The 26,228-nt window shown below is 61.0% G+C and carries 23 protein-coding genes; 9 read left to right on the top strand and 14 right to left on the bottom strand.

The annotated features are described in order from the left end of the window. Window positions 1-29 precede the first annotated feature (29 nt). Both MKZ87_RS25680 and MKZ87_RS25675 read left to right on the top strand, forming a co-directional pair. Complete coding sequence (locus tag MKZ87_RS25680) at window positions 30-1,193, top strand: MFS transporter (RefSeq protein ID WP_085697462.1); 1,164 nt, start codon at window positions 30-32, stop codon at window positions 1,191-1,193. Window positions 1,194-1,225: 32 nt separating this feature from the next. Beyond that, window positions 1,226-2,275 (top strand): alkene reductase, encoded by a 1,050-nt coding sequence (locus MKZ87_RS25675; protein ID WP_234204619.1) that lies wholly within the window; start codon window positions 1,226-1,228, stop codon window positions 2,273-2,275. Between the two features lie 248 nt (window positions 2,276-2,523). Here MKZ87_RS25675 and emhR read toward each other — a convergent pair whose 3' ends face one another. Then, entirely contained in the window at window positions 2,524-3,156 is a 633-nt protein-coding gene (gene emhR / locus MKZ87_RS25670) for an efflux system transcriptional repressor EmhR (protein WP_085697460.1), read from the bottom strand. 266 nt (window positions 3,157-3,422) lie between these two features. On the opposite strand from emhR, the gene emhA reads away from it, so the two are divergent. From emhA to emhC, 3 genes are read left to right on the top strand one after another with little or no spacing between them, the layout of a single operon-like run. After that, window positions 3,423-4,577 (top strand): efflux RND transporter periplasmic adaptor subunit EmhA, encoded by a 1,155-nt coding sequence (emhA, locus tag MKZ87_RS25665; protein WP_227234683.1) that lies wholly within the window; start codon window positions 3,423-3,425, stop codon window positions 4,575-4,577. A 3-nt stretch (window positions 4,578-4,580) separates the two neighbouring features. Next, entirely contained in the window at window positions 4,581-7,730 is a 3,150-nt protein-coding gene (emhB, locus tag MKZ87_RS25660; RefSeq protein ID WP_227234681.1) for an efflux RND transporter permease subunit EmhB, read from the top strand. After that, a complete protein-coding gene (gene emhC / locus MKZ87_RS25655) occupies window positions 7,727-9,187 on the top strand; it encodes an efflux RND transporter outer membrane subunit EmhC (protein WP_227234679.1) in 1,461 nt (486 codons plus the stop codon). Before emhB ends, emhC begins: the two co-directional genes overlap by 4 nt. 57 nt (window positions 9,188-9,244) lie before the next feature. Here emhC and MKZ87_RS25650 read toward each other — a convergent pair whose 3' ends face one another. Continuing rightward, entirely contained in the window at window positions 9,245-9,673 is a 429-nt protein-coding gene (locus MKZ87_RS25650; protein ID WP_139832571.1) for a hypothetical protein, read from the bottom strand. A gap of 392 nt (window positions 9,674-10,065) precedes the next feature. Between MKZ87_RS25650 and MKZ87_RS25645 the strand changes: the two genes are divergently transcribed. Both MKZ87_RS25645 and MKZ87_RS25640 read left to right on the top strand, forming a co-directional pair. Beyond that, window positions 10,066-11,325, top strand: a complete 1,260-nt coding sequence (locus MKZ87_RS25645; RefSeq protein WP_227234678.1) for an OprD family porin — start codon at window positions 10,066-10,068, stop codon at window positions 11,323-11,325. 168 nt (window positions 11,326-11,493) lie between these two features. Then, a complete protein-coding gene (locus tag MKZ87_RS25640; protein ID WP_085697456.1) occupies window positions 11,494-12,309 on the top strand; it encodes a methyltransferase domain-containing protein in 816 nt (271 codons plus the stop codon). A gap of 51 nt (window positions 12,310-12,360) precedes the next feature. On the opposite strand, the gene pcaC is transcribed toward MKZ87_RS25640, so the two are convergent. From pcaC to MKZ87_RS25580, 12 genes are all read right to left on the bottom strand, one after another. Then, window positions 12,361-12,753, bottom strand: a complete 393-nt coding sequence (gene pcaC, locus MKZ87_RS25635; protein ID WP_011332825.1) for a 4-carboxymuconolactone decarboxylase — start codon at window positions 12,751-12,753, stop codon at window positions 12,361-12,363. Window positions 12,754-12,763: 10 nt separating this feature from the next. Continuing rightward, complete coding sequence (gene pcaD, locus MKZ87_RS25630) at window positions 12,764-13,555, bottom strand: 3-oxoadipate enol-lactonase (RefSeq protein WP_085697455.1); 792 nt, start codon at window positions 13,553-13,555, stop codon at window positions 12,764-12,766. A gap of 12 nt (window positions 13,556-13,567) precedes the next feature. After that, window positions 13,568-14,932, bottom strand: a complete 1,365-nt coding sequence (locus MKZ87_RS25625) for a 3-carboxy-cis,cis-muconate cycloisomerase (protein WP_085697478.1) — start codon at window positions 14,930-14,932, stop codon at window positions 13,568-13,570. A 47-nt stretch (window positions 14,933-14,979) separates the two neighbouring features. Continuing rightward, on the bottom strand, window positions 14,980-16,275 hold the full coding sequence (locus tag MKZ87_RS25620) for an MFS family transporter (RefSeq protein ID WP_227234674.1): 1,296 nt from the start codon (window positions 16,273-16,275) through the stop codon (window positions 14,980-14,982). Between the two features lie 203 nt (window positions 16,276-16,478). After that, the gene (pcaG, locus tag MKZ87_RS25615; RefSeq protein ID WP_227234672.1) at window positions 16,479-17,045 is read right to left on the bottom strand and encodes a protocatechuate 3,4-dioxygenase subunit alpha; all 567 of its coding nucleotides are present in this window, start codon (window positions 17,043-17,045) and stop codon (window positions 16,479-16,481) included. A gap of 1 nt (window position 17,046) precedes the next feature. Continuing rightward, window positions 17,047-17,751 (bottom strand): protocatechuate 3,4-dioxygenase subunit beta, encoded by a 705-nt coding sequence (gene pcaH, locus MKZ87_RS25610; RefSeq protein ID WP_227234670.1) that lies wholly within the window; start codon window positions 17,749-17,751, stop codon window positions 17,047-17,049. 36 nt (window positions 17,752-17,787) lie between these two features. Continuing rightward, the gene (pcaF, locus tag MKZ87_RS25605; protein ID WP_227234668.1) at window positions 17,788-18,993 is read right to left on the bottom strand and encodes a 3-oxoadipyl-CoA thiolase; all 1,206 of its coding nucleotides are present in this window, start codon (window positions 18,991-18,993) and stop codon (window positions 17,788-17,790) included. Next, window positions 18,990-19,769, bottom strand: a complete 780-nt coding sequence (locus MKZ87_RS25600) for a CoA-transferase subunit beta (protein ID WP_227234666.1) — start codon at window positions 19,767-19,769, stop codon at window positions 18,990-18,992. Before MKZ87_RS25600 ends, pcaF begins: the two co-directional genes overlap by 4 nt. Then, entirely contained in the window at window positions 19,769-20,626 is an 858-nt protein-coding gene (locus tag MKZ87_RS25595) for a CoA transferase subunit A (protein ID WP_003222404.1), read from the bottom strand. The genes MKZ87_RS25600 and MKZ87_RS25595 overlap by 1 nt, the downstream gene beginning before the upstream one ends. A gap of 282 nt (window positions 20,627-20,908) precedes the next feature. Continuing rightward, window positions 20,909-22,255 (bottom strand): MFS transporter, encoded by a 1,347-nt coding sequence (locus MKZ87_RS25590; RefSeq protein WP_085697449.1) that lies wholly within the window; start codon window positions 22,253-22,255, stop codon window positions 20,909-20,911. Window positions 22,256-22,549: 294 nt separating this feature from the next. Then, entirely contained in the window at window positions 22,550-23,392 is an 843-nt protein-coding gene (gene pcaR, locus MKZ87_RS25585; protein ID WP_007917109.1) for a pca regulon transcriptional regulator PcaR, read from the bottom strand. Window positions 23,393-23,826: 434 nt separating this feature from the next. Next, on the bottom strand, window positions 23,827-23,994 hold the full coding sequence (locus MKZ87_RS25580; RefSeq protein ID WP_170929711.1) for a hypothetical protein: 168 nt from the start codon (window positions 23,992-23,994) through the stop codon (window positions 23,827-23,829). A 46-nt stretch (window positions 23,995-24,040) separates the two neighbouring features. Here MKZ87_RS25580 and MKZ87_RS25575 point away from each other — a divergent pair, with 46 nt between their 5' ends. After that, on the top strand, window positions 24,041-24,241 hold the full coding sequence (locus MKZ87_RS25575; RefSeq protein ID WP_007957826.1) for a hypothetical protein: 201 nt from the start codon (window positions 24,041-24,043) through the stop codon (window positions 24,239-24,241). Window positions 24,242-24,617: 376 nt separating this feature from the next. After that, a complete protein-coding gene (locus tag MKZ87_RS25570) occupies window positions 24,618-26,093 on the top strand; it encodes an inorganic phosphate transporter (RefSeq protein WP_085697448.1) in 1,476 nt (491 codons plus the stop codon). Window positions 26,094-26,228 lie beyond the last annotated feature (135 nt).

The raw sequence follows: 26,228 nt of genomic DNA, 5'->3' as shown, positions 1-26,228 counted from the left end.
TAACGTCAGCCAGCCAAAAGGAACAAACGATGCCCCTCTCACTATTCATACTCGCCTTGAGCGCCTTCGCCATCGGCACCACCGAGTTCGTCATCATGGGCCTGCTGCCTGATGTGGCGGCCGACCTCGGTGTGTCGATCCCCGGCGCCGGCTGGCTGGTGACCGGTTACGCTCTGGGCGTGGCCATCGGTGCACCGTTCATGGCAATGGCCACTGCACGACTGCCGCGCAAGGCTGCACTGGTGGCGTTGATGGGCATCTTCATTATCGGCAACCTGCTTTGCGCGATCGCCAGTGACTACAACGTGCTGATGTTCGCCCGAGTGGTTACCGCTCTCTGCCACGGTGCGTTCTTCGGCATCGGTTCGGTGGTCGCGGCCAACCTGGTCGCTCCGAACAAACGCGCCTCGGCCGTGGCCCTGATGTTCACCGGCCTGACCCTGGCCAACGTGCTGGGCGTACCGCTGGGCACCGCCCTCGGTCAGGAAGCCGGCTGGCGCTCGACCTTCTGGGCAGTGACCGTGATCGGTGTGATCGCGCTGATCGGCCTGATCCGCTTCCTGCCCGCCAAGCGTGACGAAGAAAAACTCGACATGCGCGCCGAACTGGCCGCGCTCAAAGGCGCCGGTATCTGGCTGTCGCTGAGCATGACCGCGCTGTTTGCCGCCTCGGTATTCACCCTGTTCACTTACGTCGCACCGCTGCTGGGCGATGTCACCGGCGTCTCGCCCCGTGGCGTGACCTGGACCCTGATGCTCATCGGCCTGGGCCTGACCGTCGGCAACATCATCGGCGGCAAACTGGCCGACAGGGGCCTGGCCGCGACGCTGATCGGCGTGTTCATCGCGATGGCCGTGACCTCCACGGTACTGACCTGGACCAGCATCGCGCTGATCCCGACCGAGATCACTCTGTTCCTCTGGGCCACCGCGTGCTTCGCCGCCGTGCCGGCCCTGCAAGTGAACGTCGTGACCTACGGCCAGGCCGCACCGAACCTGGTGTCGACCCTGAACATCGGCGCCTTCAACGTCGGCAACGCCCTCGGCGCCTGGGTCGGCGGCAGCGTCATCGCCCACGGCTACGGCCTGACCAGCGTGCCTCTCGCCGCAGCGGCGCTGGCGGTCCTCGCGCTGCTGGTGACCCTGATCACATTCCGCCAGAACGGCAATCCCGAACTGGCCACCGCTAACTGATTCACTCACTTACCTCACGAGGGTTGTATCTCATGGCAACGATTTTCGATCCGATCAAACTGGGCGACCTCGAGCTGTCCAACCGCATCATCATGGCGCCGCTGACCCGCTGCCGCGCCGACGAAGGCCGCGTACCCAACGCGCTGATGGCCGAGTACTACGTACAACGCGCTTCGGCCGGCCTGATCATCAGCGAAGCCACCTCGGTGACCCCGATGGGTGTCGGCTACCCGGACACCCCGGGCATCTGGTCCAACGACCAGGTGCGCGGCTGGACCAACGTGACCAAGGCCGTTCACGCAGCCGGCGGCAAGATCGTCCTGCAACTGTGGCACGTCGGCCGGATTTCCCACCCGTCGTACCTGAACGGCGAAGCGCCGGTTGCACCGAGCGCAATCCAGCCAAAAGGCCACGTCAGCCTGGTTCGCCCGCTGGCCGACTACCCAACCCCTCGTGCGCTGGAAACCGCTGAAATCGCCGACATCGTCGACGCCTACCGCGTCGGCTCGGAAAACGCCAAGGCGGCCGGTTTCGACGGTGTGGAAATCCACGGCGCCAACGGCTACCTGCTCGACCAGTTCCTGCAAAGCAGCACCAACCAACGCACCGACCAATACGGCGGCTCCCTGGAAAACCGTGCCCGCCTGCTGCTGGAAGTGACTGACGCGGCAATCGAAGTCTGGGGCGCCGGCCGTGTCGGCGTGCACCTGGCTCCGCGCGCCGACTCCCATGACATGGGCGACGACAACCTGGCCGAAACCTTCACCTACGTCGCTCGCGAACTGGGCAAGCGTGGCATTGCCTTCATCTGCTCCCGCGAGAAAGAAGGCGCCGACAGCCTCGGCCCACAACTGAAAGAAGCCTTCGGCGGCGCATACATCGCCAACGAACGTTTCACCAAGGAAAGCGCCAACGCCTGGCTGGCAGCGGGCAAGGCTGACGCTGTGGCATTCGGTATCCCGTTCATTGCCAACCCGGACTTGCCGGCTCGCCTGAAGGCCGACGCGCCGCTGAACGAACCGCACCCGGAAACGTTCTACGGCAAAGGTGCGGTCGGTTACCTCGACTACCCGACTCTGTAAGCCATACCGCAGAAACGCAAAAGCCCCCGACTCGCGAGAGTCGGGGGCTTTTTATTGGTCGCTGGGTGGGCGGCCGTTCACATTCGTTCACAGGCTCGACACAAAATCCCTACAAAATACGTAGCTCGCTACATATCAACCCGCGCCGCAGAGGTATATAAAAGCATCCCATTGCAGCGGGGCGAGTGAACACGGACCTTCATCCGCATCCTTCATTGACACAAACTGATCCAATAACGAATTTTGTTTCATTTGCGCAGGCTGGGGCTCAGGCGCAGCATGTCCAGCCCGGTATCGACCCAGCGCTCGGCCTCGGCGTAGAGTTCGAAGCTGTCCGGCGCCAGGAGCCATCCATAGAGAAGGCCGTCGATATAGGCGTGAATGCTGATGGCTGCCCGGGCAGTGTCGAGGTCTGCCGGCAGCTGCCCACGATTGACCGCATTACTCAATGTCAGCGCGATCCGCACATTGCAATCGAGGCTGGCGGTCCGGCGCTGCTGGCGCAGATCGCACATTTCATCGGTGAACTCGCACTTATGAAACAGAATTTCGTTGATGCGCCGGGTTTTTGGGTCCAGCGCAATTTGATGAAACAAATGAATCAGCAACTTGCGCATGCAGCCCAGCGGATCGGGTTCGTCCTCGCTTTCGCTGGCCTTTGCCAGTTCATCCAGCGGTTCCTTCAGCGTATCGAGCATCGCCTGCAACAGATCGGCCTTGTTGCTGAAGTGCCAGTAGATGGCGCCGCGCGTTACACCCGCAAGGCTCGCAATGTCGGACAGCGTCGTACGGGCCACGCCCCTTTCATAGAAAGCTTTCTCGGCGGCTTCCAGAATCTGGCTTCGCGTTTCCTGAGCTTCCTCTTTGGTGCGACGAACCATGGCAGTAAAACCTCAAACAGGATGTTTCAGGGATGGCTGAATATCCGCTGAATAAAAAGGGGTGAATCTCTCGCGGATCGACTCCCCGGCCTACAATTTCAGACCTTGCCACGACTTTTGTAACCGGTTGGGTACGCAGCCAAGGTGTTTACAAACAACCATGAACGTAAGTATATTCATTAGCAAGCTACTTATCCACCCGGTAACCCTTTTTTACCCTTCCACACTTCTTGTGCGCTTTTCGCGCGCCTGACCCGAGGATCTTCATGCAATTCAAGCCAGCTGTTACCGCTCTGGTCACTGCCGTCGCCCTGGCATCGCTGCTCAGCGGATGTAAAAAGGAAGAGGCGGCTCCCGCCGCACCACCTCCTCAGGTCGGCGTCGTCACCCTGCAACCACAAGCCTTTACCCTGACTTCCGAACTGCCGGGCCGCACCAGTGCGTTCCGCATCGCCGAAGTTCGTCCGCAGGTCAACGGCATCATTCTCAAGCGTCTGTTCAAGGAAGGCGGCGATGTCAAAGCCGGCCAGCAGCTGTATCAGATCGATCCGTCGGTCTATGAAGCGACCCTGAAAAGCGCCGAAGCCAACCTGCGCTCGACCAAGTCGATCTCCGACCGCTACAAGCAACTGGTCGACGAGCAGGCGGTCAGCCGTCAGGAATACGACACCGCCGTGGCCAACCGCCTGCAATCGGAAGCGTCGTTGCAGAGCGCACAGATCAACGTGCGCTACACCAAGGTCTACGCGCCGATCTCCGGTCGTATTGGCCGCTCTTCGGTGACCGAGGGCGCGCTGGTCAGCAGCGGCCAGACCGACGCGATGGCCGTGATCCAGCAACTGGACCCGATCTATGTCGACGTCACCCAGTCCTCGGTCGAGTTGCTGGAACTGCGTCGCGAACTGGAAAGTGGCCGCCTGCAGAAGGCCGGCGACAATGCCGCCGCGGTCAAGCTGACACTGGAAGACGGCAGCCAGTACAAGCTCGACGGTAAGCTGGAATTCTCCGAAGTGTCGGTCGACCCGACCACTGGCTCCGTGACGCTGCGCGCCGTGTTCCCGAATCCGGATCACACCCTGTTGCCGGGCATGTTCGTTCGCGCCCAGTTGCAGGCCGGCGTCAACGCTGCGGCCATTCTGGCGCCGCAACAAGGCGTGACCCGTGACCTCAAGGGCACCCCGACCGCGCTGGTCGTGGGTGCGGACAACAAGGTCGAACTGCGTCAGCTCAAGGCCAGCCGTACCGTCGGCAGCCAGTGGCTGATCGAAGACGGCCTGAAAGCCGGCGATCGCCTGATCACCGAAGGGCTGCAATTCGTGCGTCCAGGTGTTCAGGTCAACCCGACCGAAGCGACCAACGTAGCCAAGAACCCGGCACCCGCCAAGGCAGCTGACAAGGCCTACGGCGGCAAAGGGGAGTAACTCATGTCGAAATTTTTTATCGACCGTCCGATTTTCGCCTGGGTAATTGCCCTGGTGATCATGCTGGTCGGGGCTCTATCGATCCTCAAGTTGCCGATCAACCAGTACCCGAGCATTGCGCCACCGGCGATTGCGATTTCCGTGACCTACCCGGGTGCTTCGGCACAGACGGTTCAGGACACCGTGGTGCAGGTCATCGAGCAACAGCTCAACGGTATCGACAACCTGCGTTATGTGTCCTCGGAAAGTAACTCCGACGGCAGCATGACCATCACCGCGACCTTCGAGCAAGGCACCAACTCCGACACCGCGCAGGTTCAGGTCCAGAACAAGCTGAACCTGGCCACCCCGCTGCTGCCGCAGGAAGTGCAGCAACAGGGTATCCGCGTGACCAAGGCAGTGAAGAACTTCCTGCTGGTGATCGGCGTGGTGTCGCGTGACGGCAGCATGACCAAGGACGACCTGTCCAACTACATCGTGTCGAACATGCAGGACCCGATTTCCCGGACCGCCGGTGTCGGTGACTTCCAGGTCTTCGGTGCCCAGTACGCGATGCGCATCTGGCTCGACCCGGCCAAACTGAACAACTACAACCTGACCCCGGCCGATGTCAGTGCCGCGATCTCGGCGCAGAACGTTCAGATTTCCTCCGGTCAGCTCGGCGGTCTGCCGGCGCTGCCAGGCCAGCAACTGAACGCCACGATCATCGGCAAGACCCGTCTGCAGACCGCCGAGCAGTTCAAGGCGATTCTGCTGAAGGTCAACCAGGATGGCTCGCAAGTCCGTATCGGTGACGTCGCCGATGTCGGTCTGGGTGGTGAAAACTCCAGTATCGCGGCGCAGTTCAACGGCAAACCGGCCTCCGGTCTGGCGGTAAAACTGGCCAACGGTGCCAACGCCCTCGACACCGCAAAAGCCCTGCGCAAGACGATTGACGACCTCAAGCCGTTCTTCCCGCAAGGCATGGAAGTCGTGTTCCCGTACGACACCACCCCGGTGGTGACCGAGTCGATCAAGGGCGTGGTTGAAACCCTGGTCGAAGCGATCGTGCTGGTGTTCCTGGTGATGTTCCTGTTCCTGCAGAACTTCCGCGCGACCGTCATCACCACGATGACCGTGCCGGTGGTACTGCTCGGTACGTTCGGCATCCTCGCGGCCGCCGGTTTCAGCATCAACACCCTGACCATGTTCGGTATGGTATTGGCCATCGGCTTGCTGGTGGACGACGCCATCGTCGTGGTGGAGAACGTCGAGCGGGTGATGGCCGAAGAAGGCCTGTCACCGAAGGAAGCCACCAAGAAGTCCATGGGCCAGATCCAGGGCGCCCTGGTCGGTATCGCCCTCGTACTGTCGGCGGTATTGCTGCCGATGGCGTTCTTCAGCGGTTCCACCGGTGTGATCTACCGTCAGTTCTCGATCACCATCGTCTCGGCCATGGCCCTGTCGGTAATGGTTGCGCTGATCTTCACCCCGGCGCTCTGCGCCACCATGCTCAAGGCGATTCCGAAAGGCGAGCACGGCACGCCGAAAAAAGGTTTCTTCGGCTGGTTCAACCGCAACTTCGACCGTAGCGTTCGCAGCTACGAGCGCGGTGTCGGCAACATCCTGCAACGCAAGGCTCCGTACCTGCTGGCCTACCTGCTGATCGTGGTCGGCATGATCTGGCTGTTCACCCGCATTCCAACGGCGTTCCTGCCGGAAGAAGACCAGGGCGTACTGTTCGCCCAGGTGCAGACCCCAGCCGGTTCCAGTGCCGAGCGCACGCAGGTGGTGATCGACGAAATGCGCTCCTACCTGCTGGACAAAGAATCCAGCTCGGTAGCCTCGGTGTTCACCGTGAACGGCTTCAACTTCGCCGGTCGCGGCCAGAGCTCGGGTCTGGCGTTCATCATGCTCAAGCCATGGCACGAGCGTGACGCGAGCAACAGCGTGTTCGCCCTGGCTCAACGCGCCCAGCAGCACTTCTTCAGCTTCCGCGACGCGATGGTGTTTGCCTTTGCCCCGCCGGCCGTACTGGAGCTGGGTAACGCCACCGGTTTCGACGTATTCCTGCAGGACCGCGCCGGTATCGGTCACGAAAAACTGATGGAAGCCCGTAACCAGTTCCTCGGTATGGCGGCGCAAAGCAAGGTGCTCTACCAGGTGCGTCCGAACGGTCTGAACGACGAGCCGCAATACCACCTGGAAATCGACGACGAGAAGGCCCGTGCCCTGGGCTTGAGCCTGTCCGACATCAACAGCACCCTGTCGATCTCCTTCGGTAGTAGCTACGTCAACGACTTCATCGACCGCGGCCGTGTGAAGAAGGTTTACGTGCAGGGTCAGGCCGGCGCTCGCATGAGCCCTGAAGACCTGAAGAAGTGGTACGTGCGCAACAGCGCCGGCACCATGGTTCCGTTCTCCGCGTTCGCCAAGGGCGAGTGGATCTACGGTTCGCCGAAACTGGCGCGTTACAACGGTGTGGAAGCGATGGAGATCCTCGGTTCTCCGGCGCCGGGTTACTCCACCGGTGAAGCGATGGCCGAAGTCGAGGCGATTGCCAAGAAGCTGCCGGCCGGCGTGGGTATCTCGTGGACCGGTCTGTCGTACGAAGAGCGACTGTCCGGCTCTCAGGCTCCGGCGCTGTACGCCCTGTCGCTGCTGATGGTGTTCCTGTGTCTGGCGGCGCTGTATGAAAGCTGGTCGATTCCGATCGCGGTCATGCTCGTGGTGCCACTGGGGATCATCGGTGCGCTGATGGCCACCAGCCTTCGCGGTCTGTCGAACGACGTGTACTTCCAGGTGGGTCTGTTGACGACCATTGGTCTGGCGGCTAAAAACGCCATTCTGATCGTCGAATTCGCCAAGGAACTGCACGAGCAGGGACGCAGTCTGCGCGATGCGGCCATTGAAGCCTGCCGCATGCGTCTGCGACCGATCATCATGACGTCGCTGGCCTTCATCCTCGGTGTTGTACCGTTGGCTATCTCCACCGGCGCAGGCTCGGGCAGTCAACACGCGATCGGTACCGGCGTGATTGGCGGTATGCTCACCGCAACGATCCTGGCGATCTTCTGGGTCCCACTGTTCTTCGTCACTGTGTCGTCCATGGGTCAGCGCAAAAACGCCGACAAGGATGACACCATCGAAACTCCTAAAGAGGCTGGCCAATGAGCAAGTCGCTACTCTCCATCGCAGTCGCCGCGTTCGTGCTGAGCGGTTGCTCGCTGATACCGGATTATCAGCAGCCTGAAGCACCGGTGGCTGCGCAATTCCCGCAGGGCCCGGCGTACTCGCCGGCCGAGGCACCGGCGCAGGCCGCTGCCGAACAGGGCTGGAAGCAGTTTTTCCATGACCCTGCCCTGCAGCAGCTGATCCAGGTCGCCCTGGAAAACAACCGCGACCTGCGTGTCGCGGCGCTGAACATCGACGCCTACGCGGCTCAATACCGCATCCAGCGTGCCGATCTGTTCCCGGCCGTGTCGGCCAATGCCAGCGGCAGCCGTCAGCGGGTTCCGGCCCGTGCGTCGCAGACCGGTGAAGCGAACATCAACAGTTCCTACTCCGCTACCGTCGGCATCAGCGCCTACGAACTCGACCTGTTTGGTCGGGTTCGCAGCCTGAGTGAACAAGCGCTGCAACAATACTTCGCCACCGAAGAAGCGCGCCGCAGCACCCAGATCAGTCTGGTGGCCAGCGTGGCCAATGCCTACCTGACCTGGCAGGCCGACAAGGAACTGCTCAAGCTGACTCAGGACACCCTCGGTGCCTTCGAGGAAAGCTACAAGCTGACCAGCCGCAGCAATGAAGTCGGTGTGGCTTCGGCGCTGGACCTGGCACAGTCGCGCACTTCGGTCGAGAACGCCCGGGCTCAACTGGCGCGTTATACCCGCCAGGTCGCCCAGGACGAAAACAGCCTGACCCTGCTACTCGGCACCGGTGTGCCGGCCAACCTGCAAGCGGCCAAACCGCTGTCGGATGACCTGCTGGCCGACGTGCCGGCCGGCCTGCCGTCGGATCTGCTGCAACGTCGTCCGGACATCCTTCAGGCCGAATACAACCTGAAGGCGGCCAACGCCAACATCGGCGCGGCCCGCGCAGCGTTCTTCCCGAGCATCAGCCTGACCGCCAACGCGGGCAGCCTGAGCCCGGACCTGTCCGGCCTGTTCAAGGGCGGTTCGGGTACGTGGCTGTTCCAGCCGCAGATCAACCTGCCGATCTTCAACGCCGGCAGCCTGCGCGCCAGCCTCGACTACGCCAAGATCCAGAAGGACATTGGCGTGGCGAACTACGAGAAGTCCATTCAAACGGCCTTCCAGGAAGTCGCCGATGGCCTGGCCGCGCGCCAGACCTACACCGAGCAGTTGCAGGCCCAGCGTGATTTCGTCGCTGCCAACCAGGACTACTACCGTCTGGCCGAGCGTCGCTATCGCATCGGCGTCGACAGCAACCTGACCTTCCTCGATGCCCAGCGTCAGCTGTTCAGTGCCCAACAAGCCCTGATCACCGACCGCCTCGCGCAGCTGACCAGTGCGGTCAACCTGTACAAGGCACTGGGCGGTGGCTGGAATGCGCAGACCGCGCAGAACGAGCCGCTGAAAGAAGAAGCGCCGAAGATGAAGTTGTTCTGACTCAAAAAAAGCCCACTAAACAGTGGGCTTTTTATTGCAGCGACAAAACTTCAATAATCATTTTTCCTCTACTTTAAACTCTTCGACTACCACCTTTTGCTCCTCTGGTACTCCACTCTCTTTAATTCGGAACGACAAAGAACCTTCAATCAAGTTAGCTGTTAATGAAGATGAAAATTTTTTCAATTCAATTTCACCTGTACCACGAACGCCGAAGAGTCCCTCCAGCGTTCCCACTCCCCAGGTTGCGGATACCGTCGACTCACTTTCTTTTATTTCGATGGGATACGTTCCAGTAGTTAATTTACTACTGCACTTCAGTTGCAAAACTGGTGCTTCTTCACCATCGTTTCCAAAATAAGCGAGCAAAGCAAATTTTTCCCCTTTAGGGAAAAACCTAAAAGAAGTGGTATGAAGTGTTACCACCTGACCACCTATATGATGTTGCACCGTCATTGAACCAACAGGCTGCTTTGAACTATTCATATCATTCGTCCCATAAAAAATTGAATTTCATATTTACCTTGCACAATAACGTTAGGGAAAATCCGCAATCAGAACAACTGTCATATCTGACAGGTCCAGCAACAATTAAAGATGGTTGGATTTAATATTTAGATCGAAATATTCTAAATGTCAGTCATCTATCTTGCGTTCGATAATCGCCCAAAACCCGCTTTTGCCAATTGAACCCTCCAGTTAATTCCCCGCACCATTTGCCCTACAAAACCAATAACAACAGGTTCGACACCATGCTCCCGCGCCCTGCTCCATCCGGCTGATCGCCGCCGCTCGCCCCCTGATTCCATTGAATTCCTGCGCCTCAGAAACGGCCGCAGCGTCCCCGTTCGCCCAAAAAACAAGAGAGACCCGAGAACATGACAACGTCCCCTGCGCCCTACGCACTTCCCGGCCTGATCGCCCTCGCCCTGGCCGGCGTCGCGCTGCCCGCCGCGGCTGAAGATGCCGGTTTCATCGAAGGGGCCAAGGTCAACCTGAACCTGCGCAACTTCTACATCAACCGTAACTTCACCAACCCGACCAAGGCTCAGGGCAAGGCTGAAGAGTGGACGCAGAACTTCATCCTCGACGCCAAGTCCGGCTTCACCCAGGGCACCGTCGGGTTCGGCATGGATGTGCTGGGGTTGTACTCGGTGAAGCTCGATGGCGGCAAAGGCACGGGCGGCACGCAACTGTTGCCGCTCGATCGTGACGGGCGCCCCGCGGACAACTTCGGCCGCACCAACGTCGCGTTCAAGGCAAAGCTGTCGCAGACCGAAGTGAAGGTCGGCGAGTGGATGCCGGTGCTGCCGATCCTGCGTTCGGACGACGGTCGCTCCCTGCCGCAGACCTTTCGCGGCGGCCAGGTCACCTCGAAGGAAATCGACGGCTTGACCCTTTACGGCGGTCAGTTCCGCGCCAACAGCCCCCGTGACGACAGCAGCATGAGCGACATGTCGATGACCGGCAAAGCCGCTTTCACCTCCGATCGCTTCAACTTCCAGGGCGGCGAATACGTGTTCAACGACAAGCGCACCCAGATCGGCCTGTGGAACGCCGAGCTCAAGGACATCTACAGCCAGCAATACGTCAACCTGATTCACAGCCAGCCGGTCGGCGACTGGACCCTGGGCGCCAACCTCGGTTTCTTCTACGGCAAGGACGACGGCAGTGCCCGTGCCGGCGAACTCGACAACAAGACCTGGTCGGGCATGTTCTCGGCGCGATACGGCGGCAACACCTTCTACGTCGGCCTGCAAAAGCTCACCGGCGACAGCGCCTGGATGCGCGTCAACGGCACCAGCGGCGGCACTCTGGCCAACGACAGCTACAACGCAAGCTACGACAACGCGCAGGAACGTTCCTGGCAACTGCGCCACGATTACAACTTCGCCGCCCTCGGCGTGCCCGGCCTGACCCTGATGAACCGCTACATCAGCGGCGACAACGTGCACACCGGGACCATCACCGACGGCAAGGAATGGGGTCGCGAATCGGAACTGGGCTACACCGTACAAAGCGGCGCGCTCAAGAACCTGAACGTCAGATGGCGCAACTCGACCATGCGTCGTGACTTCAGCAACAACGAGTTCGACGAAAACCGTCTGATCGTCAGCTATCCGATCAGCCTGCTCTAAGGCCGCCTGTCCGAATGGCTGGCGTTGCACCAGCCATCATCTAGAGTGGAAAAACCTGAAGGACTCAGGTGCTCCACCCTCTTCGCTTCCGTTATCTGTTGATGTAGGTCCTCAAGACTTGGCCAGGTTGTCATCGGAAGACCCTGCTGATCACCGGAGGACCACCTCATGATCACCCGACTCAAACCGGCTCCCGTCGACAAGGACTGGGATGCCAAGGCGTACCAGCAGTTTTCCCGTCTCAGGCAACAACCGGTCGATGAGTTGCTCGGTCGTGTCGACCTGGACAATCCTCAACGCATTTATGACCTCGGTTGCGGGACCGGGATTGCCACGAAGGTTCTGGCAGATCGCTGGCCGCTGGCAAACCTCAAAGGCATCGACAGTTCGCAGGACATGCTTCAGGTCGCCCGTTGCCTGCCGATCAAGGCGCGCTGGCAACACGCCGACCTGCAACGCTGGAAACCCCGCAAGCCGGCCGACCTGTTGTTCGCCGCAGCCGTGCTGCACTTCATCGATGACCATCGAATGCTGTTGCCGGGATTGCTCCGCCACCTCAACCCTGGCGGTTGTCTGGCCGCGCACATGCCGGACTGGCGCGATGCGCTGTGGTACCGGCTGATGCTCGACACCCTCGACGATGCCGGCCCCGGTGGCAAACCGTTGGGCAGCCCACAACTGCGCGAGCGCATGGCGGCCCGGCCGTTATTGTCGCTGGAGGATTACTACCGTTTGCTTGCGCCACTGACCCGGTCGCTGGATATCTGGGAAACCGAGCAGTTGCAGGTGGTCGACGGCAAGTCGCCGGTATATGACTGGGTGAAGGTGTCGGCGCTGCGACCGGTGATGCTGGGGCTGACGTCAGAGGAACAGGCGCGCTTCATTTATCACTACCTGATGCGGGTGCATGCGCATTATCCGCAGGAGGAAAACGGCCATACGTTGTTTGCGTTCAAGCGGATTTTCATTGTCGCCAAGGTGTGAGGTTCGAAGGATCGCAGTCTTCAACTGGCTGCGATCCTTTGAATTCAACGATTACTCGCGTGATTCGGTGCCCAGCTCATCCCAAACCGACTCGGCCAGATGAAACGTCGCATTCGCCGCCGGAATCCCGCAGTAGATCGCGCTCTGCATGATCACTTCCTTGATCTCGCCGCGACTCACGCCATTGTTGGCCGCCGCCCGCAAGTGCAACTTGAGTTCACCTTCGCGGTTCATGCCGATCAGCATGGCGATGGTGATCAGGCTGCGGGTGTGACGCGGCAGGCCCGGGCGAGTCCAGATATCGCCCCAGGCGTGACGGGTGATCATCTCCTGGAATTCCGAGTTGAACTCGGTCAGCGTGGTCAGGCTGCGATCGACATGAGCGTCGCCGAGCACCGCGCGGCGCACTTGCATGCCGTCGTCGTAACGTTGTTTCTCGTCCACGGGAATCCCCTCAATCGGCCAGCAAAAAGGTCAGCACACGGTCGCTGAACGCGTCGCCGGCCTGAACGTTGGAAAGGTGCGCCGCATAAAACTCGGCGTACTCGGCACCGCGCACGTGCTCCTGAATGAAATGCCCGCCGGACGGTGGCGTCACTGCATCTTCGGTACCGGCGATCACCAGCAGCGGCGTCGTGATCGACGACAACTGCTCACGGAAATCCGCATCGCGCACCGCCGCGCAGTTGGCGGCATAACCTTCAGGATGGGTCGCGGCCAGCATGTCGGTGATCTGCTTGGCCGCCGCCGGATGGGCGGCGGAAAAATCCGGAGTAAACCAGCGGGCAATCGACGCATCACGCAGCGCGACCATCGCCGCCGGGCCGTCGCGCAGCACGGTTTCGATGCGCGGATTCCACACCGACGGGTCGCCGATTTTCGCCGCAGTGTTGCACACGATCAGTTTGTTCAGACGTTGGCCGGCGTTGATCCCCAGCCACTGGCCGATCAGGCCGCCCATCGACAGACCGCAGAAATGCGCGCGTTCGATATGCAGCGCATCCAGCAGCGCCAGCACGTCGCGGCCCAGTTGCTCGATGCTGTAAGGGCCCGGAGTCACCAGCGACTGGCCGTGCCCGCGCGTATCAAAACGCAGCACGCGAAAATGTTCGGTGAAGGCCGGCATCTGCACGTCCCACATGTGCAGGTCGGTGCCCAGCGAGTTCGACAGCACCAGCACCGGCGCATCGACCGGGCCTTCCAATGTGTAATGCAGTTCGCCATCGGCGAGTTGAACGAAAGCCACAGCCCTCTCCTTTCAATCAGACAATGCGTTGTGTTCGGCCACTGCCCGCTCGACCCAGACCTGCGCCTGACCAAGGTAGTGGGCGGGATCGAGCAGATGATCCAGTTCGGTAGCACTCAGTTCGGCGGTTACCTGCGGTTCGTCACCGAGTACCGCCCGCAGTTGCCGCTGTTCGGCCACCGCCCGTTTGCAGCATTGCTCGAGCAGATGATGCGCGGTATCGCGGCCGACCCGTTGCGCGAGCACAATGCTCACCGCTTCGGCCAGCACCAGGCCTTGGGTCAGTTCCAGATTACGGGCCATGCGCGCGGCATCGACTTCCAGACCGTCGGCCAGCAGCCGGGCCTGTTTCAGCGCGCCGGACACCAGGCAGCAGATTTCCGGCAGGGTTTCCCATTCGGCGTGCCACAGGCCAAGGCTGCGTTCGTGCTCCTGAGGCATGGCGCTGAACAGCGTCGACACCAGCCCCGGCACCCGCGTCGCCGCGCCGATCAACACCGCCGCGCCCACCGGATTGCGTTTGTGCGGCATGGTCGAGGAACCGCCCTTGCCCGGCGCCGAGGGTTCGAACACTTCCGCCGCTTCGGTCTGCATCAACAGGCTGATGTCGCGGCCGAATTTGCCGAGGCTGCCGGCAATCAGCCCAAGCACAGCGCCAAATTCGACGATGCGATCACGCTGGGTATGCCAAGGCTGTTCCGGCAAAGTCAGTTGCAGTTCTTCGGCCAGCGCCCGGGCAATCGGCAACGCCTGCTCGCCGAGCGCGGCGAGGGTGCCGGACGCGCCGCCAAATTGCAGCACCAGCAACCGTGGCTTGAGTTCGCGCAGACGCTGCCGGCTGCGGGTCACGGCGCCGAGCCAGCCGGCGATCTTCATGCCGAGCGTCACCGGCGTCGCATGTTGCAGCCAGGTGCGCCCGGCCAGCGGTATCGCGGCGTGGCGCTGCGCCTGACTGGCGAGGGAGTCGGCCAGTTGCGCCAGCTCCCCTTCAATCAACTCCAGCGCCTGACGCAATTGCAGCACCAGCCCGGAATCCATCACATCCTGGCTGGTAGCGCCCAGATGCACGTAGCGCTCGGCTTCGGCATCGGTTGCGGCGATCTGTTTGCCCAACGCCTTGACCAGCGGAATCGCCGAATTGCCGGCCGTGGCAATCGCCTCGCCCAACGCTGCAAAATCAAACAACCCGGCGCGGCAGGCGTTTTCGATCGACGCCACAACACTCGCCGGAATCAACCCGACCCGCGCTTCGGCGCGGGCCAGCGCCGCTTCGAAGTCGAGCATCGCCTGCACCCGGCCCTGATCACAGAACACGTCGCGCATATCGCGGGCAGTAAAGTAGGCATCGAACAATTGATTGCCCGGTCGCTGAGTCATAAACAGTCCTTGCCGGCGCGGGCCGATGTGGCCCGCGCGCATCGGTTTTAAAGGTCGTGGTGCAAATACTTCGCTTCTTTGGGCAGGCGCAGGCTGAACAGGAACGCCACGGCCATCATGATCGTGACATACCAGTAGAACGCGTTTTCCATCCCTCCAGCCTTGAGGCTCAGGGCGACGTATTCTGCCGAACCGCCGAAGATCGCGTTGGCCACCGCATACGCCAGGCCGACGCCGAGGGCGCGGACTTCCGGCGGGAACATTTCGGCTTTAACCAGGCCGCTGATAGAGGTGTAGAAACTGACGATCGCCAGCGCCACGGTGATCAGCACAAAAGCCAGGAACGGGCTGCTGACGCTTTTCAGGCTCAGCAGGATCGGCACGGTGAACAGCGTACCAAGGGCACCGAACCAGAGCATCGAGTTACGCCGGCCGATCTTGTCGGCGAGCATGCCGAACAGCGGCTGCATGCACATATATAAGAAGAGCGCGCCGGTCATGATGAAGCTGGCGGTCTTGGCGTGCATGCCGGCGGTGTTCACCAGGTATTTCTGCATATACGTGGTGAAGGTGTAGAAAATCAGCGAGCCGCCGGCGGTGTAACCGAGCACGGTGATGAACGCAGCCTTGTGGTCGCGCAACAGCGCACTGATGCTGCCGGCGTCCTTGTGCTCACGCGTTTCCTTGTTGGTGGTTTCTTTCAGCGTGCGTCGCAGGAACAACGAAATAAGCGCCGCCACCGCCCCGACCACGAACGGAATCCGCCAGCCGTAGGCACGCAATTCCTCTTCGGACAGGAACTGTTGCAGGATCACCACCAGCAGCACCGCCAGCAGTTGCCCGCCGATCAGGGTCACGTACTGGAACGAGGCAAAGAAACCGCGCTGGCCCTTGAGCGCGACTTCGCTCATATAGGTCGCCGTGGTGCCGTACTCACCGCCCACCGACAGGCCTTGCAGCAGACGCGCGAACAGCAGCAGCAACGGCGCCCAGACGCCGATGTCCTTGTAAGTTGGCAGACAGGCGATCAGCAACGAGCCGAAGCACATCATCAGGATCGAGATCAGCATCGAGTTCTTGCGCCCGTGCTTGTCGGCCACCCGACCGAATATCCAGCCGCCGATCGGTCGCATCAGGAACCCGGCGGCGAATACGCCTGCCGTGTTTACCAGTTGCACCGTGGGGTTGTCGGAGGGGAAGAACGCCGGGGCGAAATAGATCGCGCAGAAGGCGTAGACGTAGAAGTCGAACCATTCGACGAGGTTGCCGGACGACGCGCCGACAATGGCAAAGATGCGCTTGCTGCGCTCTTCACCGGTGTAATGGGAGGTGAGGGTTGTCATTGTTTTTCACTCGATAGGGACAGTGAGAGTCTAGACACACTTCGCAACAGTCCCGTTCCACATTGGATCACCAACCAGACCCGATCTCTGATCGTTCCCACGCTCCGCGTGGGAATGCCGCCATGGACGCTCTGCGTCCACTGTGACGCGGAGCGTCACGGTATGCATTCCCACGCAGAGCGTGGGAACGATCAGTATCCGGTTCAATAATCGAAGAACACGGTTTCCGCATCAGTGCCCTGCAGGATCACATTCCACTGATAAACACCCGCTGCATCCGGCTTCGCCAGCAACGTGGCGCGGCGCTCGGCCGGTACGCATTCGAGCAGCGGGTCATTGACGTTCGCCGGATCGCCTTCGAAATAAATCCGTGTCAGCAAGTGCTTCACCAGGCCGCGCGCGAACACCAGCACCACCAGGTGCGGCGCCTGGGTCGTGCCCTTCAGGCCTTCGACCGTGCCCGGCTTGATCGTGGTGAAACGGAAGCGCCCTTCGGCATCCACCGGCACCCGGCCGAAGCCTTCGAAATTCGGGTCGAGCGGTTTGGCCTGCTCGTCATCCGGGTGATCGTATTTGCCGGCGGCGTTGGCCTGCCAGACTTCGAGCATGGCGTCGTTGACGACATCGCCGTTGCCGTCCACCACTTGCCCGCTGATCGCCACGCGCTGGCCGAGGGTCAGTTCATTGGCGAGGTGCTCACGGTTCAGCCAGGTCAGGCCGATGTGGTAATACGGCCCGACGGTGTGGGACGTGGTCGCAGTCAGGGTCATCTCATTTCTCCATCGGCGTGGCTTCGCGGCCGCGCAGCACGATGTCCCAGCGATAAGCGAGGGCGTAGGACGGAATGGTTTTTTCCAGATCGAAAGCGGCGATCAGGCGTTCCTTGGCCGAGGTGTCCGGCACGCAGTTGTAGATCGGGTCGTACGCCAGCAGCGGATCGCCCGGGAAATACATCTGCGTGACCAGGCGCGTCAGAATGCTCGGCCCGAACAGCGAAAAATGTACGTGCGCCGGGCGCCAGGCGTTGTGGTGATTGCCCCATGGATAAGCGCCGGGCTTGATGGTCTGGAATTGATACCAGCCGTCGGCATCGGTCACGGTGCGGCCGGTGCCGGTGAAGTTCGGGTCCAGCGGTGCGTCGTGCAGGTCGCGGGCGTGGTTGTAACGACCGGCGGCGTTGGCCTGCCAGATCTCCACCAGAATTCCCGGCACCGGCAGACCGTCTTCGTCGAGCACACGCCCGTGAATGATGATCCGCTCGCCCAATGGCTCACCTGGATGCTGGGCGGTCAGATCGTTGTCAGTGTCGGCCACACGCTCGGCACCGATGGTCGGGCCGGTGATTTCCGACAGCGAATGCGGCAGAAACACCAACGGCTTGGACGGCGAGCGCAGATTGGTGGATTGATAGGTCGGATGCAGGTACGGCGGCTGGGTGCCTTCCTGCGGGCGGCGGTAACCAGGCTTGTCAGTCATTTCGCTTTCCTCTGTTCTTTTTCGTCACGGCTTGCGTCAGACGCATTCGATGGCCAGGGCCAGACCCTGGCCGACACCGACGCACATGGTCGCCAGACCTTTCTTGCCACCGGTCTTTTCCAGCTGATGCAGCGCGGTCAGCACCAGACGCGCGCCGCTCATGCCCAACGGATGACCCAAGGCAATCGCGCCGCCGTTCGGGTTGACCTGGGCCGCGTCGTCCGCCAGCCCCAGTTCGCGCAGCACCGCCAGACCCTGGCTGGCAAAAGCTTCGTTGAGTTCGATCACATCGAAGTCGCTGACCGCCACGCCGAGACGCTCGGTGAGCTTGCGCACCGCCGGCACCGGGCCGATGCCCATCACCCGTGGAGCGACCCCGGCGCTGGCCATGCCCAGCACTTTGGCGCGAGCGGTCAGGCCGTGTTTTTTCACCGCCTCGGCCGAAGCCAGAATCAGCGCGGCGGCACCGTCATTCACGCCCGAAGCGTTGCCGGCGGTGACCGTCTTGTCCGGGCCGTTGACCGGTTTGAGTTTGCTCAACGCTTCAAGCGTGGTGTCGGCGCGAGGGTGTTCGTCCTGGCTGACCACGGTTTCGCCCTTCTTGTGGGCGATCCGCACTTCGACGATTTCCTCGGCGAAGTAGCCGGCAGCCTGGGCAGCGGCAGTACGTTGCTGGCTGCGCAGCGCGAAAGCGTCCTGGTCCTCGCGGGAAATTTCGTAATCGTCGGCGACGTTGTCGGCGGTCTGCGGCATCGCATCCACGCCGTACTGGGCCTTCATCAACGGGTTGATGAAACGCCAGCCGATGGTGGTGTCTTCCAGCTTCAAGTTGCGCGAGAACGCCGCATCAGCCTTGCCCATCACGAACGGCGCGCGGGACATCGACTCGACGCCGCCGGCAATCGCCAGCTGCATTTCGCCACTGGCGATGGCGCGGAACGCCGTGCCAATGGCGTCCATGCCCGACGCGCAAAGACGGTTGAGGGTGACGCCCGGCACACTTTCCGGCAGACCGGCCAGCAGCAGCGCCATGCGCGCGACGTTGCGGTTGTCTTCGCCCGCCTGGTTGGCGCAGCCGAGGAATACTTCGTCGATGGCGCTCCAGTCCACCGACGGATTGCGCTCCATCAGGGCCTTGATCGGCACGGCGGCCAGGTCGTCAGCGCGAACCGCCGCCAGACCGCCACCGAAACGACCGATGGGCGTACGAATCGCATCGCAGATATAAACGTCGCGCATCATGCTTCTCCCGGTGCTTGGCCGTGGGCCGCTGCGGTACGGGCTTCGAGATCGCGCAGGGCGGTCAGCTCGACTTCGGTCGGTTCAGTAGTGGTGGCCACGCTGTCGGCAAAACGAATGGCCCAACCGGTAGCGGCGACCACTTGCTCACGGGTCACGCCCGGGTGCAGCGCGGTGACCACGAACTCGTTGGTGCCCTCTTCCGGCTCCATGATGCACAGGTCGGTGATGATCCCGACCGGCCCGGCGCCCAGCAGGCCCAGACGTTTGCGCGAATCGCCGCCCTCGCCATGGCCGACCGAGGTAATGAAATCGAGCTTGTCGACAAACGAGCGCGCCGACTGTTTAAGGATGATCAGCACGCTTTTCGCGGAGCCGGCGATCTCCGGCGCACCGCCGGCACCCGGCAAGCGCACTTTCGGCTGGTGATAGTCGCCGACCACGGTGGTGTTGATGTTGCCGAAACGGTCGACCTGCGCTGCGCCGAGGAAACCGACGTCGATGCGCCCGCCCTGCAGCCAGTAGCGAAAAATCTCTCCGGTGGGCACGACAGTGTCAGCAGTTTCCGCCAGTTCGCCGTCACCGATCGACAGTGGCAATACGCTGGGTTTGGCGCCGATCGGGCCGGATTCGTAGATCAGCACCACGTCCGGCGACGAGGTCAGGCGCGCCAGGTTGGCGGCTTTCGACGGCAGGCCGATGCCGACGAAGCACACCGAGCCGTTCTTCAGGCGACGGGCCGCGGCGACGGTCATCATTTCATTGGTGGTGTAAGTCATTACTTGGCCTCCGAAGCAGCGGCCAACTTGGCCTGGAACTCGCTGAAATCAGCGCAGCCATGGATGTATTCGTTGATCCACGCAGTAAACGTCTCACGGTCGCGGGCGATCGGATCCCACGCCTGATAGAAACGGTTGTCACGCTCGGTGTAACCGTGGGCGTAGGACGGATGTGCGCCACCGGGTACATGACAGACCGCGCTCAAGGCCCAGGTCGGCAGCACGCAGGCGTTCATCGGCGCGTTGAGGTTGTCGACGATTTCTTCGACGGTGACGATGCAACGCTTGGCGGCCAGTGCGGCTTCTTTCTGCACACCGAGAATGCCCCACAGCAGCACGTTGCCCTGACGGTCGGCCTTCTGGGCGTGGATCACGGTCACGTCCGGACGCACCGACGGCACCGCCGCCAGCACTTCGCCGGTGAACGGGCAAGTCACGGATTTGATCAGCGGGTTGACCTTCGGCAGGTCGGAACCGGCGTAGGCCCGCAGCACTGCGAACGGTAGGCCGGAGGCGCCGGCGACGTAGGCGTTGGCCAGGTCGGCGTGGCTGTGCTCTTCGATTTCCAGGGCGTGCGGCCATTGTTTCTCGACCGCGTCGCGCAGACGGTGCAGCGAACCTACGCCAGGGTTGCCGCCCCAGGAGAAGATCAGCTTGCGTGCACAGCCGGCGCCGATCAGTTGGTCGTAGATCAGGTCAGGCGTCATCCGCACCAGGGTCAGATCTTTCTTGCCCTGACGAATGATTTCATGACCCGCCGCCGTAGGGATCAGGTGAGTGAAGCCTTCGAGCGCAACGGTGTCGCCGTCGTTGACGAATTGCTTCACCGCGTCGTGCAGCGAAAGGATCTCAGCCATGGAGCGGGCTCCCGTTTTTGTAATGAATCGCCAGTGAATAAAAAGGCGCGAGGTTCTGCGCCGGAGTCACTGAAGATTAAGCCGCTGATTTTCGCCAAACAATCCGATAATCGACTGAGTGTTCGTTTATCGAACAGATTGTTATCAACCTATCTTTCCGTCACTGATCGTTCCCACGCTCTGGGTGGGAATGCAGCCCGGGACGCTCCGCGTTCCTTCGGGATCCCAACGTGGAGCCACCGCTGAGGCCAGTTCGACGTGGGAACGATCCTGCAATGAAACTCAAGTCGCGTCCGCGTGACTGACCAGGCCCTTGATCACGACCGCTGCCGTAGCCAGGCCCGCCGGAATCACCAGCGCTGTCAGCACTTGCTCGAAATTCCAGCCCAGGCCCAACAGGGTGGCGCCCATCCACGCCCCGAGAATCGCGCCGAAGCGGCCGATCCCGAGCATCCACGAGACACCGGTCGCGCGTCCCTGAGTCGGATAAAACCGCGCCGCCAGTGAGGGCATCGCCGATTGCGCGCCGTTGACGCACATGCCCGCCACCAGCACCAGCGTCGCCAGCAACGTGATGTTGCCCAGACTCTGCCCCACCGCGTAGGCAAACACCCCGGCCAGCAGGTAGAAAATGCCGATGACCTTGTGCGGATTGAACCGGTCCATCGCCCAGCCTACGCCGACCGCGCTCAACACCCCGCCGAACTGGAACAGCGCGCCGATGAACGCTGCCTGCTCCATGCTCGCACCGCTGTCGCGCATCAGGGTCGGCAGCCAACTGGTCAACAGATAAACGATCACCAGACCCATGAAGTAGGTCAGCCACAGCAGCAACGTACCGACGCTGTAGGTGCCGGAGAAAATCACCGCGAACACGTTGCGTGCTTTGACGGTTTTCTGTTCCGGCACACTGAAACTCGCGGCCTGAGCGACGGTGGCAGGATCAATGGGTGCGAGAGTCTTGCGTACCTTGTCGGTGCCGCGATTGCGCACTACCAGATAACGCGCCGATTCCGGCAACCAGAGCAGCAACACCACAGCGAGGATCAGAGGCAGAATCCCGCCGATCAGCAATAGACTGTGCCAGCCAAATGCCGGGATCAGCTTGGCCGAAATAAATCCGCCGCCGGCCATGCCGAGGTTGAAGCCGCAGAACATGCTGGTCACCAGCAACGACTTCTTGCGCTCCGGGGTGTATTCCGACAGCAGCGTGGTAGCGTTCGGCATGCCGGCCCCCAGCCCCAGACCGGTGAGGAAGCGCAGCACCAGCAACTGATCGACGTTGGTCGCGTAGGCCGAGGCCAGGCTGAAACCACCGAACAGAAAAACCGCGCCGACCAGTACGACTTTTCGCCCGAAGCGGTCAGCCAGCGGACCGGAGCCCAGCGCACCGAAGACCATGCCGATCAGCGCGGCGCTCATCACCGGGCCGAGGCTGGCGCGGTCGATGCCCCAGTCCTGGGAAAGCGCCGGAGCAATAAAACCCATGGCCGCGGTGTCGAGGCCATCGAGGAACACAATCAGGAAACACAGGATCACGACGCGCCACTGATAGCGCGAGATCGGTTGGGCATTGATGAAGGACTGCACATCGAGGCAGTGACCTACAGCGGACTGAGGCTGGTTCATTATTTTTATTCCACGCAAAAAACGCAGTCGAACGGCGGCCGGCCAGAGAGCGGCACGGTCACAACTATATAAGGAAGAAATCGGGCGTTGCGCTAATGCCGGCAACAGGAACAGGAGCGGCGACAGTCGGGGAACGTGCGCATGGGAAGTTGCCTCTTGTCATTATTATGGGAGTCGACAATCCGGCGAGCTCATTCACATTCGCGCCGGATGACGCTGCCGCGACATTAATGATCCGAGGGTTTTAGCGTCAATTCGATAAACGCAACTCTGTGCGTTTATCGAACAGGTTCATCAGGCGAACAACTGCGCACTGAGGTCACGACTGGCGCTCAACAGGCCGGGCAGAAAGCGCTGCTCAAGTTCGGTGCGGCTGACGCGACCGGCGTGGGTGCTGACATTGAGCGCGGCCACCACCTGGCCGGAAGCATCGTAGACCGGCACGGCAATCGAACGCAGGCCTTGCTCCAGTTCCTGATCGACGATGCACCAGCCCTGCTGCCGGACTTCCTGCAAACATTCGAGCAAGGCGTCGGGGGTGTGAATCGTGCGGCTGGTCTTGGCCACCAGTTCGGCGTGGTCGAGGTATTCGCGCAGCGAGGTGTCGTCCAGCGCTGCCAGCAGAATCCGTCCCATGGACGTGCAATACGCCGGCAAACGCCCGCCCACCGAGAGGTCAACCGAAATCAGACGCTGAGTGGTTGCCGAACGGGCGATGTAGAGGATGTCGTCGCCCTCCAGTGTGGCCATGTTGCAGGCTTCGTGCAGTTGCTCGCTCATGCGATCAAGGTACGGCTGGGCCGAGACCGCCAGCGGTGTCGAGGACAGATAGGCGTGTCCGAGGGTCAGCACTTTGGGCAGAAGTGAATAAGTGCGCCCGTCGGTGGTGGCGTAGCCGAGTTTGATCAGTGTGTGCAGGCAACGGCGCACGGCGGCGCGGGGAATTTCCGTGCGGTGGCTGATCTGGGCGATGGTCAGGTGGCGCTTGCGCTCCTGAAACGCCTGCACCACCGCCAGGCCACGGGCCAGTGAGGTCATGAAATCCGGATCGCCGGTCAGGGCCTGGATACGCTTGGCCGGCGAAGCGACGATCGGCGGCGCTACCGAGGTGAAGGAATTGCGCATTTGATCGTTCATGTGGTTCCTTTTTTTCTTGTTCGGATCAACGGCTATACAAGCGGCTCGCCGGCAGATACACAAGCGACAGACCGCCAACATCGGGCGATTATCGAACCGTCGACCGATAATCGCAATCGCCCTGACCTCCTCCGGCGGGCTGCTCCGAGCAGTTTTGAACCTGGAACGCCTGCATAGTTAACGAGCCTTAGTTGTCCGACTAAATGGCGCCAGAAATCAAACACTGCGCAACAAAGATGCAACTATTGCCGGAAGTTGCACGTCACAAAACAATCACACATGCGCAAACGTTTTTAACTTGGCAAAGATAGTCAATCCCGAATCGGCCGCTATAATGCACCTCAGTGACACCGCGCTTTTTATTTGCCGACGGTGCCACCCGCTGGCGCGATGTCCATCGCCGCCAGCCCCGGCCAGCGCCTGATGCTCATTGCTCATTGCTCATGCACCGCCAGCGCGCTCGCTGAAACAGGAAACTGATGCTGCGTCAGTTTTAATCTGGTGCCGTAGCCGCCTGCAACATGGAAGTCCCGGCCGTCTTCCCGATAACACCGCTGCCTGTCCAGGCAAGCGTTGGTCGACGAACCGGTTAAATGCTTCATGCAGTGCGTTCACCGGATATTTATCTCAACTCATACAGGTAGCACTGTGACGAAAGACGAACTGCGCGCGGAACTTGAGCGCCAGGAACAACGTTACAAGGAAGTTTACGGCGGGGAAGTCACCACCTACGCCGCCCAGCCCGAACCGGAACGCAAAGCCTGGCGTAAACGCCCTACCGTTCAGGATCAGGTCTTCCAGCAAGAACTGAAAAAAATGGAAGAGGAACTCAAAGCCGAAGAGCCTTGAAACCGTTCTTTGCATCTTTCGAGGGTAAGCGTACTCACCGGGTTACAAGCACGGTGGACTGACGATGCCTTGCGCGCCCGCTACCCGCGGGCAGCGGCCAATTCCCCCTGTATTGCGCAGGTCTGGAGTGTGTCAGACGCGTTTCTCAGATATTTCATACAAGTTTCAGCCTCCTCCCGACAACCGGCCAATTCGCCTACGCCTCGCATTTTTATCAATTGAATCAATGGCTTGCAAAACCCTGCAGAAAACTGGGGTAATGCACCTTGATACAAAATAATTTGGCGAAGTCGGTAACCGATGAGCAGGTAGGGGATCGATTTCCAGTCTTTTCTGGCATAATCGCGCCCCCTTATGACCGGGTCAGAAAACCTTCATGATCGATTTATTCAGCGGACTGGATGCCTGGGTGCTTGTGAGCCTCCTGCTCGCCCTGACATTTGTCCTCGCCTTCGAGTTCATCAATGGATTTCATGACACCGCTAACGCGGTAGCCACTGTTATCTACACCAAAGCGATGCCGCCTCACCTGGCGGTGTTCTTCTCGGGCGTGTTCAACTTCCTCGGCGTATTGCTGGGCGGCGTTGGCGTGGCGTATGCCATCGTGCACCTGCTGCCCGTAGAACTGTTGATCAACGTAAACACCGGCCATGGTCTGGCAATGGTGTTCTCGCTGCTCGCCGCCGCGATCGCCTGGAACCTGGGCACCTGGTACTTCGGTATCCCGGCCTCCAGTTCGCACACGCTGATCGGTTCGATCCTCGGTGTCGGCCTGGCCAACGCCCTGATCAACGAAATTCCACTGGCCGACGGCGTCAACTGGCAGAAAGCGATCGATATCGGCGCCTCGCTGGTGTTCTCGCCGATGGCGGGCTTCCTCATCGCCGCGCTGGTGCTGATCGGCCTGAAATGGTGGCGCCCGCTGTCGAAGATGCACAAGACGCCGGAACAGCGCCGCAAGATCGACGACAAGAAGCACCCGCCGTTCTGGAACCGTCTGGTCCTGGTGATCTCGGCCATGGCCGTAAGCTTCGTGCACGGTTCCAACGACGGTCAGAAAGGTATCGGCCTGATCATGCTGGTACTGATCGGTATCGTGCCTGCGCAGTTCGTCCTCGACCTGAACAGCACCACCTACCAGATCGAGCGTACTCGTGACGCGACCCTGCATCTGAGCCAGTTCTACAAGCGCAACGCCGACACCCTGGGCGAGTTCCTGGCGCTGGGCAAAAGCGTGGAAGGCGACCTGCCGGAGAAATTCCGTTGCAACCCGCAACAGACCGAACCGACCATCGCCGCCCTGCTCGACACCCTTAAAGGTGTAGCGGACTACCACTCGCTGTCCTCGGAAAGCCGCATCGAAGTGCGTCGTTACCTGCTCTGCCTGGACGACACTGCGAAGAAGGTCAGCAAACTGCCAGGCCTGGCCCCGCGTGAGAAATCCGACCTGGACAAGCTGCGCAAAGACCTGACCACCACCACCGAATACGCCCCGTTCTGGGTGATTCTGGCGGTCGCCCTGGCCTTGGGCCTGGGCACCATGGTCGGCTGGAAACGCGTGGTACTGACCATCGGCGAGAAGATCGGCAAGCAAGGCATGACCTACTCGCAAGGCATGTCGGCCCAGATCACCACCGCCAGCCTGATCGGCCTGGCCAACATCTTCAGCCTGCCGGTTTCCACCACCCACGTCCTTTCCTCGGGCGTGGCCGGCACCATGGTCGCCAACAAAAGCGGCCTGCAAGGCGGCACGGTGAAAACCATCCTGCTGGCCTGGGTCCTGACCCTGCCGGCCACCGTCGCCCTGTCGGCCGGCCTGTTCTGGCTGGCGTCGAAAGCGCTGGGTAGCTGATAGACAGCTGTAATGAAAAAGGCGTGATTCGCAAGGATCACGCCTTTTTTATTGCTTCTGTCTCGTCCTGAATAAGGTTTACACCTTCTGACCCATTCTCAGGAGGGAGTAATGAATACAGGAAAAAGGCGCAGT

The organism is Pseudomonas sp. MCal1 (genome assembly GCF_026341415.1).
Taxonomy (GTDB): Bacteria; Pseudomonadota; Gammaproteobacteria; order Pseudomonadales; family Pseudomonadaceae; genus Aquipseudomonas.
The sequence above is the reverse complement of the archived record's forward strand: the minus strand, read 5'-3'. Positions and strand labels throughout refer to the sequence as shown.

What these genes read in the sequence shown, in the direction of transcription:
- emhC (WP_227234679.1), top strand. Translation starts at nt 7,727, where the DNA reads ATGAGCAAGTCGCTACTCTCCATCGCAGTCGCCGCGTTCGTGCTGAGC.
- pcaF (WP_227234668.1), bottom strand. Translation starts at nt 18,993, where the DNA reads ATGATGCGCGACGTTTATATCTGCGATGCGATTCGTACGCCCATCGGT.
- emhA (WP_227234683.1), top strand. Translation starts at nt 3,423, where the DNA reads ATGCAATTCAAGCCAGCTGTTACCGCTCTGGTCACTGCCGTCGCCCTG.
- MKZ87_RS25600 (WP_227234666.1), bottom strand. Translation starts at nt 19,769, where the DNA reads ATGACTTACACCACCAATGAAATGATGACCGTCGCCGCGGCCCGTCGC.
- MKZ87_RS25580 (WP_170929711.1), bottom strand. Translation starts at nt 23,994, where the DNA reads ATGAAGCATTTAACCGGTTCGTCGACCAACGCTTGCCTGGACAGGCAG.
- MKZ87_RS25645 (WP_227234678.1), top strand. Translation starts at nt 10,066, where the DNA reads ATGACAACGTCCCCTGCGCCCTACGCACTTCCCGGCCTGATCGCCCTC.
- MKZ87_RS25595 (WP_003222404.1), bottom strand. Translation starts at nt 20,626, where the DNA reads ATGGCTGAGATCCTTTCGCTGCACGACGCGGTGAAGCAATTCGTCAAC.
- MKZ87_RS25590 (WP_085697449.1), bottom strand. Translation starts at nt 22,255, where the DNA reads ATGAACCAGCCTCAGTCCGCTGTAGGTCACTGCCTCGATGTGCAGTCC.
- MKZ87_RS25620 (WP_227234674.1), bottom strand. Translation starts at nt 16,275, where the DNA reads ATGACAACCCTCACCTCCCATTACACCGGTGAAGAGCGCAGCAAGCGC.
- MKZ87_RS25570 (WP_085697448.1), top strand. Translation starts at nt 24,618, where the DNA reads ATGATCGATTTATTCAGCGGACTGGATGCCTGGGTGCTTGTGAGCCTC.
- pcaH (WP_227234670.1), bottom strand. Translation starts at nt 17,751, where the DNA reads ATGACTGACAAGCCTGGTTACCGCCGCCCGCAGGAAGGCACCCAGCCG.
- emhB (WP_227234681.1), top strand. Translation starts at nt 4,581, where the DNA reads ATGTCGAAATTTTTTATCGACCGTCCGATTTTCGCCTGGGTAATTGCC.
- emhR (WP_085697460.1), bottom strand. Translation starts at nt 3,156, where the DNA reads ATGGTTCGTCGCACCAAAGAGGAAGCTCAGGAAACGCGAAGCCAGATT.
- pcaG (WP_227234672.1), bottom strand. Translation starts at nt 17,045, where the DNA reads ATGACCCTGACTGCGACCACGTCCCACACCGTCGGGCCGTATTACCAC.
- pcaR (WP_007917109.1), bottom strand. Translation starts at nt 23,392, where the DNA reads ATGAACGATCAAATGCGCAATTCCTTCACCTCGGTAGCGCCGCCGATC.
- MKZ87_RS25675 (WP_234204619.1), top strand. Translation starts at nt 1,226, where the DNA reads ATGGCAACGATTTTCGATCCGATCAAACTGGGCGACCTCGAGCTGTCC.
- MKZ87_RS25640 (WP_085697456.1), top strand. Translation starts at nt 11,494, where the DNA reads ATGATCACCCGACTCAAACCGGCTCCCGTCGACAAGGACTGGGATGCC.
- MKZ87_RS25625 (WP_085697478.1), bottom strand. Translation starts at nt 14,932, where the DNA reads ATGACTCAGCGACCGGGCAATCAATTGTTCGATGCCTACTTTACTGCC.
- MKZ87_RS25680 (WP_085697462.1), top strand. Translation starts at nt 30, where the DNA reads ATGCCCCTCTCACTATTCATACTCGCCTTGAGCGCCTTCGCCATCGGC.
- MKZ87_RS25650 (WP_139832571.1), bottom strand. Translation starts at nt 9,673, where the DNA reads ATGAATAGTTCAAAGCAGCCTGTTGGTTCAATGACGGTGCAACATCAT.